Below are 16,354 nucleotides of genomic sequence, written 5' to 3'. Positions count from 1 at the left end.
AAACAACTAGAATTTTATTAATAAAATAAAAGGAGAACGAAAATGGGATTAATGGATTTAGCTAAGAAAGCGTTTTTGGGAGCGACGGATGAAGAAAATAGAAAAAACAAGGCAAGAATGAGAGAAATCTTTAATAATAGTGTTCCTAATGGCGATGAGTATAAGTTGATTTATTGTCACTCGGAAGATTTTACAGATGCTATTGTGGTGAAAATTACAAAACATAGTAATTTTATTGTGGGATATAAAGAGGGAGAAGTTGTGGTTATTCCAGTTGAACCAGATTTGAAAAATCATGGTGATGCGGTCATATTTAATCGAGATAATGGTAGTCATACAGAAGGTTATTTGGGGTATTGCAAAGTATTTAATGCGGAATATTCGTTTCATTTTGTACCGGTTACTTATGAGCCGGGTCTCAATAGAGGGGCTAAATATTCGGTTTCTGTTACACAATCTAATTCTGAAGTTGCAGAGTTCAGGAAATTTTTTAAAAAAGGTTTATAATCGTAAAATAGGGTAGACGGTAGAAAAATTAAATTTTTATCGTCTTTTTATGTCAAGCGTGTTGATTCTTAGCTTGAAACGATTTGATTAATTTGAGCGGGTATTCTAGAATTATAGTTGAGGGGATGTTATGAGACTTATCATTGAACAATTATCAAAAAGTTTTGAAAATAAGAAAGTTTTGAAAAATATAGATTTCACCTTTGAAGAAGGGAAAATTTATGGTTTACTTGGAAGGAATGGAATTGGCAAAACGACATTTTTTAATTGTTTGAATAGAGATGTAGAGACTGATAATGGAGATTTCTATATGGACATGGATGGAGTTCATCAAGAAGTCACAGCAGATCATATTGGATATGTGTTATCTACGCCTATTGTACCGGAGTTTTTGACGGGAAGAGAATTTTTAAATTTCTTTTTGAATACGAATAAAAATGCACCATCTAACCTTAAAAGCATTGATGATTATTTTGAGTATATGAGTATTGAACCGGAAGATAGAGATAGGCCGTTAGAATTTTACTCCCACGGTATGAAAAACAAAATGCAAATGTTGACGAATATTATTTCTCGATCAGAGATTTTGTTGTTGGATGAATCTTTTACTTCACTGGATGTTGTGATTGCTGAACGAATGAAACAATTACTTCAGTCTTTAAAACAAGGTCGAATCACGATTATCTCAACACATATCATGGATTTGGCTCTTGATCTTTGTGATGAGATTGTATTACTTCATCATGGCGAACTGGAAATGGTGGAAAAAGCAGGACTGAACAGTAAAGAATTTAAGGATAAAATTATTGCTGCGCTAAGTGACGATAAAGAATATTCATAAGGACGTGTCAAGCGTCTTTTTCTATACCCTGAATAAAAAGAGGAATGACTTTGGAAGTTGATTATTTTTATAACGGGGATGGAGAGTATTTGAGCTATTATAGGTGGTCAAAAATTCCGGTTAATGATGCAAGATTCCATCTTTGTAAAAGATGATTTTTGATTTGTGATAAAAACGTACTTATATATAAAAATCATAAGTATGATTCAATTTTCTGATGATCTTATTTGAATTGAATTTCTTGTTAGAGAATTTTGACCATGTTAATATGACAGGGAATAAATATCGACTAACATGAATAGGAAATTCAATGAGATATGGGATATTGAATGGCTTTATAGTGGTGATGAAAAGGGGAATGAATGTATGATTAAGACAAGGTTATTGCGCCTTTTAAAGGGGTCGGGAAAATATATTATCTATCAGATTATTTGGCAGTTGGTATCTTTGTTGGTACAAATTATGATTGCTTGGAATGTCACGAACTTAATTAGTCTGGTATGGCATCATACACTGACTAACGCCGATATGATCCAAGTGGCAATGAGCATTTTTTTGGGAGTGACAATCCGTTATATTTGTGATCTTTTGTATACTCGTGCTAGTTTCTATGCCAGCGTAGATGTTAAAAGGGTGTTACGAGGTCAAATCTATGAGAAATTATTGCGACTAGGGCCTTCGTATCGTGAACAGATTCGTACATCAGAAATTGTGCAAATGGTCGGAGAGGGTGTTGAACAATTGGAAACTTATTTTAGTCGATATCTTAGTCAATTCTTCTATGCCCTATTCGCTCCGGTTATTTTATTTATTGTGATATCTCAAATCAGTGTTAAGACGGCTTGGTATCTTTTGGTGGCAGTTTTTTTGATTCCGATAGTCATTATGCTGGTTATGATCATTGCTAAAAAATTGCTCAGTCACTACTTTGAAATTTATTATGGATTAGGTGATAGCTTTCTTGAAAAATTGCAAGGAATGACCACTTTGAAAATTTATCAGGCTGATCAAACTGCGGCTGATGATATGGATAAAGAGTCGGAGAAATTTCGTAAAATCACTATGAAAGTCTTGATGATGCAGTTAAACAGTACCTCTATGATGGATATTATTGCTTATGGAGGAGCAACGGTGGGTATGATTAGTGCTCTTGTTCTATTTTCTAAAGGAGAAATTTCGTTGACCGGTGTTTTAATGATTTTGTTTTTGGCGGCTGAATTTTTCTTGCCAATGCGTTTGCTAGGCAGTTTATTCCATATTGGAATGAATGGTATCAAAGCCAGCGATCGTATTTTTGCACTTTTGGATCTTCCGGAACAAACAAGAGGAACCAAAGAAATTACAGGTGACAAACTTCAAATTCAGATAAAAAATCTCTCTTTTTCATACGATGATAAGCGGGAAATATTGCATGGTATTGATATGGATATACAGCCAAAATCCTTTGTTTCGATTGTGGGGGTATCCGGATCCGGAAAATCAACTATAGCCGGTATTTTAATGGGTTTGAATCCAAAGTATCATGGCGTGATCAAAATCAATCAGGATGAACATGGTGATTTATCCAGTCAGTCCATTATGAGTCACATAACGATGGTTAGTCACAATAGCTGGCTTTTTGAAGGAACGGTCAAAGAGAATCTTTTAATGGGGAATGCTTTAGCAACGGACGAACAGATGGAAGATGCGTTAAAGAAAGTGAATCTGTTGGCTTTTGTCAGCTCTCAGGATGGTTTGAATACCCGAATAGAAACCAATGGTTCCAATTTTTCCGGTGGTCAGAAACAACGATTGGCATTGGCAAGAGCCTTGTTGCATAATACGCCGATGTACATCTTTGATGAAGCGACTTCAAATATAGATGCGTCGAGTGAAGAAATCATTATGCAAGTAATTCGAAATCTTTCAAAAGAAAAAACGGTGATTTTAATTTCACACAGATTAGCCAATGTAGTAGATAGCGATTGTATTTATTTATTACAAAATGGAACAATCGTGGAATCGGGAACACATCATGAATTGATGGAAACAAGAGGTGTTTATCAAAATTTATTCACCAAACAAATGAATCTCGAAAGATATTCACATGGAAAAGAGGCACTATGAATACAGATAGAAGAAGATCGGCTGTAGCCATTATGAGAAAGCTTATCATTTTGGTAAAACCACTAACGGGGGTGATGCTTTTAGGGATTCTATTAGGGGTTCTTGGTTTTTTATGCGCAATTTTTCTGACGATCGTTGGTGGTTATGGCATTCTTAAAGGGCTTGGCGTTGTTGAAGGAATGGCAGCATCTGGAAAGGTAACGTTTTGGTTTTTATCTTCTTGGCAATATTTGTTCACTCTTTTACTGGTGATGGCTGTAGCAAGAGGAATTCTTCATTATGGGGAACAATACTGTAATCACTATATCGCTTTTCGTGTATTGGCTATTATTCGTCATAAGGTGTTTTCGGTTCTTCGTAAACTTTGTCCTGCTAAACTGGAAGGAAAAGAAAAAGGAAATCTGATTACGATTATCACAAGCGATATTGAATTATTGGAAGTCTTTTTTGCGCATACTATTTCGCCAATAGCGATAGCGTTTCTCACTTCTATGATGATGATTCTTTTTATTGGTCAACAACATTGGTTGGCTGGCTTGCTGGCTTTATTTGCTTATGGAATAGTAGGGATTATATTGCCTATTTGGAATGAAAAACGCAGTTATGGTACGGGAATAAAATTTAGAAATGAAGTAGGAAAACTGAATGATTTTGTATTGAATAGTATGTATGGTTTAGATGAAATTCAACAATACAATCAAGGGACAATTCAACAAACGATCATGGATCAGAAATCGATACAATTGTCTGAAAATCAGAAAAAATTAAGCTCATTTGAAGGTTCACAAAAAGCGGTAACAAATCTGATTATCCAGATTTTTTCGTGGGGGATGTTTTTCATGATGCTTTGGTTGTACCAAACAGGAAACGTTGATTTTTCACAAGTCTTGATCGCTACACTAGCGATGATGTCTTCTTTTGGACCTACTATTGCTTTATCTTCATTATCCAATAACTTAAATCAAACGCTAGCTTGTGGAGAAAGAGTTCTTTCGTTATTGGAAGAAAAACCGGTTATTGAAGAAGTGAGTGGTAGAAAACCGATTGATTTTGAAGGTGCCGAGGTTGAAAAGGTTTATTTTTCCTATGAAAAGGATATGATTCTTCAAAATATTTCCATGCAGATTCCTAAGGGGAAAGTTTTGGGAATTCATGGGGTTAGTGGTTCTGGAAAATCGACACTTTTAAAATTACTGATGCGCTTTTGGGATGTCAACCAAGGGTCTATTTATATTTCTCATAAAAATATAAAAGAAATCAATACTGATGATTTACGACATTTTTCGAGTTATGTGACGCAAGATACGATGATGTTTCGTGATACGATAGCTGAAAATATCAAGATAGCTAAACAGAAAGCAACGATGGAAGAAGTGAAAAATGCGGCTAAAAAAGCGAGTATTCACGACTTTATCATGAGTCTTCCTGATGGTTATGAAACAAACGTGGCAGAGTTGGGAGATTCTCTTTCAGATGGCGAGAAACAGCGAATTGGCTTAGCAAGAGCTTTTTTACAAGATGGTGATCTGATTCTTTTGGATGAACCGACGAGTAATTTGGATATCTTAAATGAAGGTATTATTCTAAAATCTTTATCCGAAGCCAAGACGGGAAAAACCATTGTGCTTGTTTCTCATAGAAGTTCAACAATGTCATTGGCAGATGAACTGTATGAAATGAGGAATGGGAGGGTTTCTTAAGATGGAGAAAGAGTTTCAGCGATTTGGAGTTAAGAAAGGCGATGGAATGAACAAGTTAAGAGAAAAGACTTTAGTAACTATGAAAAACATGACCAGTGATTATCCGTTTAAAAACGATCTGCCTATGATATATTTGGAAGAAATAGTCAACATGCCTGAACATGGGATATTTATAGGCAAATCGGGTAAATGTTATTTTGGATATCATCTTTCAAATTTTAGAGAGTTAAAAGAAGAGGAAGTCTAGTGTTTCAGGTGAATAGTAGATGAGATGATGTCTATGATTATATTAAAAAAGGCTATTTCAATGAGAATTTTTCAAGGAAGTTGCCTTTTTTGATTGATGAAACTAGCTATTATTTTCGGCCATCGGTTTGGTTATTTAGGAATTTTTTTTAACGTATACAGCACCACTTCGGCAGGGGTTAAGAAACGGGCATCTTTCTTGATGGTTCCAACACCATTTGTGACATCCACATCAAATTTCCCTTTGATAGAAGATTTACCGCGGAAAATCTCTTTGGCCATAGCAGGTCTTGTTAAAGAACCAAATAAATAATAAACTTGACCTCCTAAACTATGACCAGCTAAATAATAGTCGGTTAAATCAGCCGGAACTTGTTTCGCTGAGTCTGGCGTGTGGGAAAAAGCTAGAACATAATGCATAGGAACTAGATTTTCATAGGCTTTTTTAGAGTCGACAGGGGTGGTGATCCCATTGGCTAAACCAACCAATTCAATAGAGTCTTCTTGATCTTTATGAATTGTGATGGATTGATTTTGAAGAATCTCAAAATTGCTTTTGTTTAAAATAGAGCGAGATGCTTTTAAGTGTTCTTCATTCATTTCATCTTGATCACCTAGAACAGCAAATTTCCCATATTTAGCTCGAATGGAAGAAAAAGCATTTTGGATCTCTTTATTTGATTGAGCGTTTATTTTTGCGATAGTACTATAGATGTCTCCGCCAAATAAAACAACATCTGGTTGTAAGGAATTAATTTTATCCACTAATGTATGAAGTCGTTTTTGATTCATGAATTCTCCATAATGGAGATCACTGAAATATAAAATTTTAAGATTGTCTAAAGATTTAGGAATTTGTGGAGAACTTAATGTTTCTTTTCTAAGTTCAAAGCGTTGGGGGCTGATCCAAAAGGAATGAATCACTCCAAGCAAAATAATCAATAACATTCCAACTATTCCGAAAAGCCATTTTTGTTGTTTATTCATGTATTTCATACTAACACAATTGTGATAAAACCTGTAGTAGTGCTACACTTAAACCATGAACTTACATGGAAAAACATTGTTAATACCGGATGACTTGATTCATACCAAAAAAGATCGTTCTTTTTTAGAAAAATTAAATCAAGAAAAAGTGGAATTCTTGCTACTGAGTCAAAAAAAATTCTATGCTGATTGGAAAAATCAGCTCCCTTTTCTACGGGAAGATCAGTTTTACTCCACCACTAAAGCGGCTTTACAATATATCTGTTCCAGTAAAAAAACAGCAAAGGTTTCTTATTTGGGATCAAATAAAATCAAACAAGAAATCTTGAATTATGGTGTAGAAATTGATTTTTCTAAACCGGATTATGTTTTAATTGGTCGTAAATCCGTTATTGATGAACATGAAATTGCAGCCGTATTATCAGAAGTAGAATTTGGTGCGAAATTGATTTGTTTGGATTCTCGAAGGGTTCAAAGCGTGGATGGAGAGGTTAGTTTTGGAGCGGATAGTTTAGCTCGGATGATTGCCTATGCGTGCTTGCAGAAATTTTATTCGTTTGGGATTGAATCGAAAGCGTTTCAAAAATGCGTTCTATCCTTTGTAAAGAAATCTCGTAAGGATGTGATCCGGCTATGCAACTCTATGGGAAAAGAGATCTTAATGTGTTCGCAATTAGGACTGACAAGTGTTTTTGTCAGTGAAGGAAAGGAAATTGATTTAACACAGGATCGAGAAAATAACTACCCGAATTATCTTGTGGATACGCTTGATGGAATCTTTAAATAGAGTGTATAATACAACTATCTATCACATTGAAGAAGAGTAGTAAATGAGACTGAAAGCATAGAGAGCTAAGGGATGGTGTAACTTAGTGTTTCAAAATCATTGAACTTGCTTTGGAGCGAAGCGTAACTCTTGCGATAAAAGAGAATAAAGGGCATGAAGAAATTCATGAACTAAGGTGGTACCGCGTGAAATACGTCCTTAGAGATAAGGGCTTTTTTTATTGATCAAGGAGGAAAAAATGCCATATAATCACAAAGAAATAGAAACCAAATGGCAACAGTATTGGGAACAAGAAGAAACTTTTAAAACGGATGCTTATGATTTTTCTAAACCTAAGTACTATGCCTTGGATATGTTTCCTTATCCAAGTGGACAAGGATTGCATGCTGGTCATCCGGAAGGCTATACTGCCACAGATATTATTTGCCGAAAACGTCGGATGCAAGGTTATAATGTACTTCATCCGATGGGCTATGATGCTTTTGGTTTACCAGCGGAGCAGTATGCCATTCAAACCGGGAATAATCCCGCTACTTTTACAGAAAAAAATATTGAAACTTTTCGAAAACAATTAAAGTCTTTTGGCTTTTCTTATGACTGGAGTCGTGAAATTAGTACAGCCGATCCTCATTTTTATCACTGGACTCAATGGATCTTCAAACAATTGTTTGAAGAAGGGTTGGCTAAGTGTGTGGATATGCCGGTAAACTGGTGTGAAGAATTGGGAACGGTTTTATCTAATGATGAAATCATTGATGGTAAAAGTGAACGGGGAGGCTATCCGGTTGTTCGTAAGAATATGAAACAATGGATCATTGATATTCCTTCTTATGCTGAAAAATTGTTGGATGGTTTGGATGAGTTGGATTGGCCAGAATCAACCAAGGAAATGCAGCGGAATTGGATTGGTAAGTCAGTGGGGGCGAGTGTTCAATTCCAAGTACAAGGTAGTGATCAACGGTTTATCGTTTTCACAACTCGTTGTGATACTTTATTTGGAGCTAGTTATTGTGTCCTATCTCCAGAACATGAATTGGTGAATGAAATCACCACAGAGATTCAAAAAGAAGCGGTAAAAGCTTATCAAAAAGAGGCTTCTTTGAAATCGGATTTGGAAAGAACAGAGTTAAACAAAGAAAAGACTGGTGTTTTTACAGGATCCTATGCCATTAATCCGGTTAATGGGAAAGCAATTCCTATTTGGATTTCAGATTATGTTTTAGCAAGTTATGGAACAGGAGCGGTGATGGCGGTACCGGCTCATGATGAACGAGATTATGCTTTTGCAAAAAAGTTTGGCTTAGATATTCTTCCTGTTTTAGAAGGTGGAAATATCGCAAAAGAAGCTTGGGTAGAAGATGGGATTCATATTCATTCCGATTGGTTGAATGGCTTAAATACAGAAGAAGCCATTGAAAAAATGTTGGTTTGGTTAGAGGAAAAAGGTTTGGGATCTAAAAAAGTCAATTATCGGATTCGAGAATGGATTTTTGCACGCCAGCGATATTGGGGAGAACCGATTCCGGTGATTCATTTGGAAGATGATCGCTATGTAGCGTTAAGTGATGACCAATTACCCCTGTTATTGCCGATTTTAGATGATTACAAACCAGGAAAAGGCGGCATGGCTCCACTAGCTAAAGCTGACGATTGGGTCAATGTCGAAATAAATGGAATAAAGGGACAGCGAGAAACTTCTACTATGCCTGGATCAGCTGGTAGTAGTTGGTATTATCTTCGTTACATTGATCCAAATAATTCAAAGTGCTTAGCGGATTTTGAACTTTTGAAACATTGGATGCCCGTTGATTTGTATATAGGAGGTCCAGAACATGCAGTAGGTCATCTTTTGTATGCTCGTATGTGGAATCGCTTCTTATATGATAAAGGGATTACACCAACTAAAGAACCATTCCAAAAATTGGTGCATCAGGGCATGATTTTAGGAACTAATGGAATCAAAATGGGAAAACGATTCCCTGAATTCATTGTGGATCCAAATGTTTTGATAGAAGAGTATGGTGCGGATACTGTACGTGTCTATGAAATGTTTATGGGACCATTAGAAGCTTCAAAACCATGGAGTGATCAAGGAATAGAGGGGACGTTCAAGTGGTTGAATCGGGTGTACCGATTGGTTGTTGAAAGTCATAAATTGACTTCTGAAAATGATGGTTCTTTAGATCGCGTTTATCATGCCACAGTTAAGAAGGTTTCAGAAGATATTGATAGTTTGAGTTTTAATACAGCTATTTCACAAATGATGATTTTTATCAATGAATGTTATAAAGCGGATCATGTGTATCAATTATATCTTGAAAACTTTGTGAAGATGTTTGCCTGCTTTGCCCCTCATTTAGGAGAAGAACTTTGGACAATTCTGACTGGTAAACAGGGAATCAGTTTTGAAAAATGGCCAAGTTATGATGAAAGCAAGATGGTGGAAGATACCGTGACCATTGTTGTTCAGGTCAACGGTAAATTAAGATCAAAGTTTGAAATGGCAAAAGATAGTGATCAACAAGTTTTAAAAGATAAGGCGATTGAATCCGTTCCTAACTATACGAATGGTAAACAAATCATGAAGGTTATTGTGGTAGCGAATAAATTAGTGAATATCGTTGTGAAGTAGAAAGAAGACAGTGAAAACTGTCTTTTTTTTTGGTAAAATAAGCGCATGGAAGAATTTTCAGTAACGATAAATCAATTTGATGGTCCTTTAGATTTGATGTTGCATTTGATTCATGAAAAAGAATTGGATTTGATGAATTTAGATGTAAACGAATTAGCTAGCCAATATATCGCCTACATTCATTCCATGCAGCGATTGCATTTAGAAATTGCAGGGGAATATCTAGCCCAATTGGCTTCTCTTATTGAGTATAAATCCAGACAACTTTTACCGAACTCAAAAGAAGAATTGGAAGATCATTATGAGCAAGACACAAGAGAGGCCTTAGTGCGTCGTCTGTTGGAATATCAACAATTTAAAGAGATTCGAGAGGAATTGGAAGTCTATTATGAACAAAGACAATTGAAATACACACGCCCTATGATTGAATATCAGCCAAGTGATATAGAAACAATGGAAGGATTTCAAGGAAATCCCTATGATTTATTAAAAGCAATGGCTCGTTTGTGGCGACGTAAACAATTAGAAAAACCGATTCCGGTTCGTTATACAGTGAAAGAAATATCCATGGAGGATCGGGTCTTGGAATTAAAGATTCGTTTTCACGAGTTACCGGATTGTTTCAAATTTGAGAACTTGATTGAGGATTGTGAAACAAAGCAGGAATTGATCGTTACTTTTTTAGCTATTTTGGACTTAGCTCGCCAACAAAAGTGTTTTATTCAATTGGATGAGAAGGATTTTATCTGGATACAGAAGGGAAATAACTAACATGGAAAATCAAGATCATTTATTAAGCTTAGTAGAAGGCCTTCTTTTCGCAGTGGGGGAAGAAGGGATTAGTGATGAACAGTTGGTGGATACATTATCTCTAAATGAGGAACAATTACATTCCTCCATCGACTTATTGAATCAAAGGTATGATCAAGAATCTTCCGGAGTTGAATTGAGCCATTATGGAGGCCGTTATCGTCTATTGTCCAAAGGGACGGTTGAACCTTATCTAAAGATTTTATTTCAAGAAGAGACCAGTTCTAAATTATCTGTCGCAGCTATGGAAACCTTGGCTATTATTGCTTATAAACAGCCGATTACTCGGGTGGAAATTGAAGAAATTCGAGGAGTTAGTGCGGATGTTATGCTTAGAAAGCTGCAATCAAGAGGATTGGTTGAAGAGCTAGGACGTTCAGAAGCTCCGGGCAGACCAATCTTATATGGGGTTAGTGAAGCGTTTCTAGATGCTTTTCAGTTGGAAAGCTTGCAAGAATTGCCGGCTTTACCGGAGTATCAATCTCATGAAAATGATGAACTTTTTGGAGCTGATCATGAAATTTAAGTTTGTATTGGGTCTTTTTTTATCTATTAGTTTAAGTGCTTGTTCAACAGGAAAAGGGATGTCTGTTTCTTCTTGTGAGCAATTGGCTTCTCGTTTATTGAATGACTTTAATCAGAAAGACCAGTTGGAAAGAGTAAAAGACCGTACGGTGAAAGGGTTATTTTTCCAAAATGAGCAGCCGTATAGTGAAGCGGTTATCTATCGATCTCGTAAAGAAGGATCGGCTAATCTGATTGCCATCATCCGCAGCAAAGAAAAGAAGAAAGTCAAACAAGATCTAAAAGATTACTTAGTGGAATTGAAACGACAGATGGTACATTCCTATCCAAGTGAAGTGTTTAAGATAAGTAATGCCATATTAGCTGAGTCAGACGAATATGTGGTGTTGGTGATTTATGATAATATTGAACTTGCAAATCAGAAAGTTAATAACTATTTAAGTCAATTAGATAAGGGGAAAAATGAGCGAAATAATAAATGATAAAGGTAAAAAACCGGAGGATTATGGTTTCCGTAAACGGGAAAAAGAAAATTTTGGTCTTCAACTTCATGATCAAGCTAAAGTTAAAAAAATCATTGGTATTTTAAGTGGAAAAGGTGGTGTTGGTAAATCGTTTGTGACAGCTATGTTAGCTTCCGGCATGCAGAAAAAAGGTTATCGAACCGCTGTATTGGATGGGGATATTACCGGTCCTAGCCAAGGTAGAATTTTTGGAATCACTTCTAAAGCGGAAGGACAAAAAGGTATGATGTTTCCGGCAGTGACGAAGACAGGTATCCAAATCATGAGTACCAATATGTTATTGGATATGGATGTGCAACCGGTGATTTGGCGAGGGCCGATGGTAGCGAATGTTTTGAAACAGTTTTATTCAGAAGTACTTTGGGAAGATGTGGATTATATGTTTGTGGATATGCCTCCAGGAACATCGGATGTTCCGTTGACATTATTTCAATCAGTACCTTTGGATGGCGTAATCATTGTGTCCAGTCCGCAAGACTTGGTTTCCATGGTGGTGGAAAAAGCGATCAATATGGCTCGTATGATGCATGTAAATGTATGGGGATTGGTGGAAAATATGTCTTATGTGCCATGCCCTAAGTGTCATGAAAAAATCTATATTTTTGGAAAATCACATGTTCATGAGACGGCGGTTAAATATCATGTGCCGGTTTTGGCTGAAATCCCGATGTATTCATCAATTCCGGAAGCTTGCGATCAAGGAAGAGTAGAGGATCTGACCATTCAGGAGTTGGAATCTTTGTTGAAATTGATAGAAAGTCTTTAAGGCTTTCTTTTTCTAAAAAATGAAAAGGAGAAAATTAAAATATGGCAACTATATTGATTGTAGACGATGAAGAAAAAATTCGTTTTCTGATTGATACTTATGCGAAACACGAAGGGTATTTAACGGTTTTAGCCAGTAATGGTTTGGAAGCTTTAGAAAAGTTGAAGATGCATTCCATTGATTTAGTGGTGATGGATGTGATGATGCCGGAATTGGATGGATTTTCAGCTTTAGAAAAGATGAAGGCTTTACAGCCAAATCTTCCTGTTATTTTATTAACTGCTTTAGGGCAAGAATACGATAAAGTGCATGGCTTTGAATTAGGGGTGGATGACTATGTTGAAAAGCCATTCAGTCCCAAGGTTTTATTACTTCGTATGCGAGCTATTTTACAAAGAGTGTATGGTCATCAATTAGAGGGCTATGAAAAAGAGGGTTTAAAAGTTGATTACCAAGCACATAAGGTCATGTTAAATAACTGTGTTCTTTCTTTATCTCCGAAAGAATATGATTTATTGGTGTATTTAATTAAGAATAAAGGGATTGCCTTAAGTCGGGAACAATTACTACGCCAAGTGTGGGGGATGGATTTCTTTGGTGATGACCGTACATTGGATACCCATATAAAATTATTAAGAAAAAATTTGCAGGATTTCGCAAAACATATTGTGACTATTCGTGGTGTTGGATATCGTTATGATGAAGAATAATAGTTTGAATGCCTTGATTCTTAGAATCTTGTTGTTTTTCACCGTGTCTTTATTATTGATTTTAGCTTTATTTCAATTTGTATTATTAAAGCCTATGTATGAACGTTATCGTTTAAATTCATTGGCGGATCAATCTAAAATGATCGGAAATGCCTACTTATCAGGAAATTTAGAAAAAACCATTCAAGATCTAGGAAAACAAGGTGAAACTTGTATTCGGGTAATCAGTTCCACCAGTGATCAAGTATATGGTTCAAGGGCTTGCTTATTATCTAGCTTGAGTAATTCACAAACCATGGCCCTTCAAAAGAATGCTTTATTAAATAATGGACATTATGCTGATCAACAGTTATTACAAGTCGGTGGTTCTTCGCAAACCTTTCAAGGTGTTATTGATGTACATGTGGTGAGCAATGGAAAAGATGTTGTGACAGCCATGGTTTATGATGTGATTACACCAATTACGGCAACCCGCCAAACGTTGATTACTCAGATTTGGATCATTGGTTTATTCTTGTTCTTGATGATTTTAGCGGTCACACTATGGATTCGTCAAAAAGTAGTAAAGCCTTTGATTGAAATGAATCAGGCGGCTAAGGAATTGGGGAGAGGTTTATATTCCGGTGAAAAGGTCAAACCAAATTACACAGAAGTGCAGGAATTGAATCAAACATTGACTCAGGCGGCTTTGGATGTTCAAAAGGCTGATCAAGCGAAAAGAGATTTATTGGCTAATGTTTCACATGATTTAAAGACACCGTTGACCATGATTTCAGGCTATGGAGAACTGATGCAAGATATTCCGGAGGAGAAAACAAACGAAAATCTTCAAATCATTGTAGATGAAGCGAATCATTTAAATCTATTTGTGAACGATCTATTAGATTTGTCTAAGTTAGAAGACCATCGGGTTTCAGCTCAGTTTGAACAGAAAGATCTAGTTAAAGAGTTAGCTCCTTTGATTCATCAATACGAGGCTTATGCAAAACAAGAAAATCGTCATTTTGAAGTTCGTTTGGTTGAAGAGTACCATTATCAAACGGACTATAAGCTTTTATTACAAGTCATTCAAAATTTCTTATCAAATGCTTTTCATTATACGGCAGACGGTGATTCTATTTATTTAGAAATGATTCAAAAGGATAAGACGTATCGTTTGCAAGTAAGGGATAGCGGAGTGGGAATTCCAAAAGAAGATCTGAAGGATATTTTTGAGCGGTATTATAAGGTGAAACAAGAACATCGTCGATATGCTTATGGATCGGGGATTGGATTATCTATCGCTAAACAAAATTTGGATTTACTAGAATTGCGATATGGTGTTGACTCTGAATTAGGGAAAGGCAGTACTTTTTGGATTGATTTATAGAATTTCTTAGCGTGGTTTTTGTATAATGAACGTAGAGAGAAAGTTTGGAGGTTTTAGACATGAATGCTCAAGAAAGATATCGGTTATGGTTGGAAAATGTTTCTGAAGAGGATGAACTTTATGCGGATTTAAAGTCTATTCAAGATAATGATTCAGAAATCGAAGAACGATTTTATCAAGAATTAACCTTTGGTACAGCCGGTCTCAGGGGAAAATTAGGAGCTGGGACAAATCGAATGAATCACTTTATGGTGGCTAAAGCAACGCAGGGAATTGCTGAATATATTCTGGAAGTGGCTGCGGATGAAAAGGATAAGGGTGTGGTGATTGCTCATGATCCTCGTCATAAGAGTGAAGAATTTTCAGAATTGACCGCTGCTATTTTAGCGGCCAACGGCATCAAAGCCTACGTTTTTGATGATTTAAGACCGACGCCTCAGTTGGCATATTCCGTTCGTCATTTAAACTGTGTAGCGGGCATCAATATTACAGCATCTCATAATCCAAAAGAATACAATGGCTACAAGGCTTATTGGAGTGATGGATGCCAAGTGTCTTCAACTGTAGCAGATGGCATGTTGGCTAAGATTCAAAGTGTGGATATTTTTAAAGATATTCCAGCTTATGATTTCAAAAAATCAGTGGAAGAGGGAAAAATCATCATTCTTGATAAGAAGGTGGATCGAGATTACTTGGATTTGGTAGAATCTTTGGCAATACATCAAGGAGATGATTTAGACTTATCTATTCCACTAATCTATACACCTTTAAATGGAGCCGGATCAATTCCTTTCCAAACGATGATGAAAGATCGTGGCTTCACAAATTGGATGATTGTTCCTGAACAGAAAGATCCGGATCCTGATTTCACAACGGTAGGTTATCCGAATCCGGAATCGCCTGCTGCTTTCAAAATGGCTGAAGAATTGGGGCGTATTCAAAATGCGGAATTATTAATGGCGACGGATCCGGATGGTGATCGTTTTGCGATTGAAATTCGGGACGGGGAAGGAAATTATGTGCCTTTAAATGGAAATCAAACAGGTTATATCCTGGTGAATTATATTTTAGAAGGACATAAGGATGCAGGTACTTTACCGAAAAAGGGAGCTATGGTGAAGTCTATCGTTACTTCAACGATGTCAACAGAAATAGCGAAAGCGTATGGAGTTGAAATGTTTGAGACTTTAACGGGATTTAAGAATATTTCCGGTAAAGTTCCTTACCTTCATAAGCATGGTTACACCTATTTATTTGGATATGAGGAATCCGTTGGTTATGCGGCTAGTGAGCAAATTCGAGATAAAGATGGTATTTCAGCCGGTATGTTGGTGGCTGAAGCGGCCGCTTATTATCGCAAGCAGGGAAAAACGCTTTGGGATGTATTACAAGGTTTGTATGAAACTTATGGTTTTTATGCAGAAGATGAACCGAATATCGTTTTGGATGGGAAGGCCGGAGCAGAAAGAATTCAAAGAATGATGGTTTGGATTCGGGCAAACCAGCCAAATAAAGTGGCTGGCTTTGAGGTGGAAAAGGTGATTGATTACATGCATGGTTATGAAGATATTCCAGCTCAAAATATGTTACGATTCTATTTGAAAAATGATTCTTGGTTTGCTATTCGTCCTAGTGGAACAGAACCTAAAATCAAGTTCTATTTCTATACAAAACAAGATTCTCGACAAAAAGCGTTGGAAGTGAACCGAGCTATTAAAGAAGATATTTTAGCTCAAATTCAAGCGGTTCAATAATTCGTTTAAGAAGTGAACTTAACTTCGTTTGCTTCTTTTTAGTTATATCAATCATGGTATTGAAGTATTTAGGAAAATGCGGTTTAATGA

Annotated in this window: 15 protein-coding genes and 1 other annotated feature; of the genes, 14 read left to right on the top strand and 1 reads right to left on the bottom strand. The window is 36.3% G+C overall.

The features are described from left to right. The first annotated feature begins 42 nt into the window (after nucleotides 1–42). From HMPREF9013_RS06390 to HMPREF9013_RS06370, 5 genes are all read left to right on the top strand, one after another. Nucleotides 43–507 carry a hypothetical protein gene (locus HMPREF9013_RS06390; protein ID WP_006627567.1) on the top strand — a complete coding sequence of 155 codons (465 nt, stop codon included), beginning with the start codon at nucleotides 43–45 and terminating at the stop codon, nucleotides 505–507. Nucleotides 508–637: 130 nt separating this feature from the next. Beyond that, complete coding sequence (locus HMPREF9013_RS06385; RefSeq protein WP_006627566.1) at nucleotides 638–1,348, top strand: ABC transporter ATP-binding protein; 711 nt, start codon at nucleotides 638–640, stop codon at nucleotides 1,346–1,348. Between the two features lie 366 nt (nucleotides 1,349–1,714). After that, nucleotides 1,715–3,454 carry an ABC transporter ATP-binding protein/permease gene (locus HMPREF9013_RS06380; protein WP_040333745.1) on the top strand — a complete coding sequence of 580 codons (1,740 nt, stop codon included), beginning with the start codon at nucleotides 1,715–1,717 and terminating at the stop codon, nucleotides 3,452–3,454. Continuing rightward, nucleotides 3,451–5,154 carry an amino acid ABC transporter ATP-binding/permease protein gene (locus HMPREF9013_RS06375; protein WP_006627564.1) on the top strand — a complete coding sequence of 568 codons (1,704 nt, stop codon included), beginning with the start codon at nucleotides 3,451–3,453 and terminating at the stop codon, nucleotides 5,152–5,154. The genes HMPREF9013_RS06380 and HMPREF9013_RS06375 overlap by 4 nt, the downstream gene beginning before the upstream one ends. A gap of 1 nt (nucleotide 5,155) precedes the next feature. Continuing rightward, nucleotides 5,156–5,401, top strand: coding sequence for a hypothetical protein (locus tag HMPREF9013_RS06370; RefSeq protein ID WP_006627563.1), 246 nt, complete (start codon nucleotides 5,156–5,158; stop codon nucleotides 5,399–5,401). 131 nt (nucleotides 5,402–5,532) lie between these two features. Here HMPREF9013_RS06370 and HMPREF9013_RS06365 read toward each other — a convergent pair whose 3' ends face one another. Next, a complete protein-coding gene (locus HMPREF9013_RS06365; RefSeq protein ID WP_006627562.1) occupies nucleotides 5,533–6,387 on the bottom strand; it encodes a metallophosphoesterase in 855 nt (284 codons plus the stop codon). Nucleotides 6,388–6,442: 55 nt separating this feature from the next. Between HMPREF9013_RS06365 and HMPREF9013_RS06360 the strand changes: the two genes are divergently transcribed. The 9 genes from HMPREF9013_RS06360 to HMPREF9013_RS06320 all read left to right on the top strand — a co-directional run bounded on the left by HMPREF9013_RS06360 (nucleotide 6,443) and on the right by HMPREF9013_RS06320 (nucleotide 16,264). Continuing rightward, nucleotides 6,443–7,174, top strand: coding sequence for a hypothetical protein (locus HMPREF9013_RS06360; protein WP_006627561.1), 732 nt, complete (start codon nucleotides 6,443–6,445; stop codon nucleotides 7,172–7,174). Between the two features lie 17 nt (nucleotides 7,175–7,191). Beyond that, nucleotides 7,192–7,377: a binding site (T-box leader), on the top strand. 35 nt (nucleotides 7,378–7,412) lie between these two features. Then, nucleotides 7,413–9,806, top strand: coding sequence for a leucine--tRNA ligase (leuS, locus tag HMPREF9013_RS06355; protein ID WP_006627560.1), 2,394 nt, complete (start codon nucleotides 7,413–7,415; stop codon nucleotides 9,804–9,806). A gap of 45 nt (nucleotides 9,807–9,851) precedes the next feature. Further along, nucleotides 9,852–10,577 (top strand): segregation and condensation protein A, encoded by a 726-nt coding sequence (locus HMPREF9013_RS06350; RefSeq protein ID WP_006627559.1) that lies wholly within the window; start codon nucleotides 9,852–9,854, stop codon nucleotides 10,575–10,577. 1 nt (nucleotide 10,578) lies between these two features. Then, a complete protein-coding gene (scpB, locus tag HMPREF9013_RS06345; RefSeq protein WP_006627558.1) occupies nucleotides 10,579–11,142 on the top strand; it encodes an SMC-Scp complex subunit ScpB in 564 nt (187 codons plus the stop codon). Continuing rightward, entirely contained in the window at nucleotides 11,132–11,623 is a 492-nt protein-coding gene (locus tag HMPREF9013_RS06340; protein WP_006627557.1) for a DUF4358 domain-containing protein, read from the top strand. Before scpB ends, HMPREF9013_RS06340 begins: the two co-directional genes overlap by 11 nt. Beyond that, a complete protein-coding gene (locus tag HMPREF9013_RS06335) occupies nucleotides 11,604–12,431 on the top strand; it encodes an Mrp/NBP35 family ATP-binding protein (RefSeq protein WP_006627556.1) in 828 nt (275 codons plus the stop codon). Before HMPREF9013_RS06340 ends, HMPREF9013_RS06335 begins: the two co-directional genes overlap by 20 nt. 41 nt (nucleotides 12,432–12,472) lie before the next feature. Continuing rightward, on the top strand, nucleotides 12,473–13,141 hold the full coding sequence (locus HMPREF9013_RS06330) for a response regulator transcription factor (protein WP_006627555.1): 669 nt from the start codon (nucleotides 12,473–12,475) through the stop codon (nucleotides 13,139–13,141). Further along, complete coding sequence (locus tag HMPREF9013_RS06325; protein ID WP_050772095.1) at nucleotides 13,128–14,510, top strand: sensor histidine kinase; 1,383 nt, start codon at nucleotides 13,128–13,130, stop codon at nucleotides 14,508–14,510. The genes HMPREF9013_RS06330 and HMPREF9013_RS06325 overlap by 14 nt, the downstream gene beginning before the upstream one ends. 59 nt (nucleotides 14,511–14,569) lie before the next feature. After that, entirely contained in the window at nucleotides 14,570–16,264 is a 1,695-nt protein-coding gene (locus HMPREF9013_RS06320; protein ID WP_006627553.1) for a phospho-sugar mutase, read from the top strand. Nucleotides 16,265–16,354: the final 90 nt, after the last annotated feature.

The sequence above is a fragment of the Bulleidia extructa W1219 genome (assembly GCF_000177375.1).
GTDB classification, from domain to species: domain Bacteria; phylum Bacillota_I; class Bacilli_A; order Erysipelotrichales; family Erysipelotrichaceae; genus Bulleidia; species Bulleidia extructa.
The sequence above is the reverse complement of the archived record's forward strand: the minus strand, read 5'-3'. Positions and strand labels throughout refer to the sequence as shown.

Coding starts and splice junctions, on each gene's coding strand:
- HMPREF9013_RS06335 (WP_006627556.1), top strand. CDS start 11,604: ATGAGCGAAATAATAAATGATAAAGGTAAAAAACCGGAGGATTATGGT.
- HMPREF9013_RS06385 (WP_006627566.1), top strand. CDS start 638: ATGAGACTTATCATTGAACAATTATCAAAAAGTTTTGAAAATAAGAAA.
- HMPREF9013_RS06320 (WP_006627553.1), top strand. CDS start 14,570: ATGAATGCTCAAGAAAGATATCGGTTATGGTTGGAAAATGTTTCTGAA.
- HMPREF9013_RS06390 (WP_006627567.1), top strand. CDS start 43: ATGGGATTAATGGATTTAGCTAAGAAAGCGTTTTTGGGAGCGACGGAT.
- HMPREF9013_RS06365 (WP_006627562.1), bottom strand. CDS start 6,387: ATGAATAAACAACAAAAATGGCTTTTCGGAATAGTTGGAATGTTATTG.
- HMPREF9013_RS06370 (WP_006627563.1), top strand. CDS start 5,156: ATGGAGAAAGAGTTTCAGCGATTTGGAGTTAAGAAAGGCGATGGAATG.
- HMPREF9013_RS06360 (WP_006627561.1), top strand. CDS start 6,443: ATGAACTTACATGGAAAAACATTGTTAATACCGGATGACTTGATTCAT.
- HMPREF9013_RS06340 (WP_006627557.1), top strand. CDS start 11,132: ATGAAATTTAAGTTTGTATTGGGTCTTTTTTTATCTATTAGTTTAAGT.
- scpB (WP_006627558.1), top strand. CDS start 10,579: ATGGAAAATCAAGATCATTTATTAAGCTTAGTAGAAGGCCTTCTTTTC.
- HMPREF9013_RS06375 (WP_006627564.1), top strand. CDS start 3,451: ATGAATACAGATAGAAGAAGATCGGCTGTAGCCATTATGAGAAAGCTT.
- HMPREF9013_RS06330 (WP_006627555.1), top strand. CDS start 12,473: ATGGCAACTATATTGATTGTAGACGATGAAGAAAAAATTCGTTTTCTG.
- HMPREF9013_RS06350 (WP_006627559.1), top strand. CDS start 9,852: ATGGAAGAATTTTCAGTAACGATAAATCAATTTGATGGTCCTTTAGAT.
- HMPREF9013_RS06380 (WP_040333745.1), top strand. CDS start 1,715: ATGATTAAGACAAGGTTATTGCGCCTTTTAAAGGGGTCGGGAAAATAT.
- leuS (WP_006627560.1), top strand. CDS start 7,413: ATGCCATATAATCACAAAGAAATAGAAACCAAATGGCAACAGTATTGG.
- HMPREF9013_RS06325 (WP_050772095.1), top strand. CDS start 13,128: ATGATGAAGAATAATAGTTTGAATGCCTTGATTCTTAGAATCTTGTTG.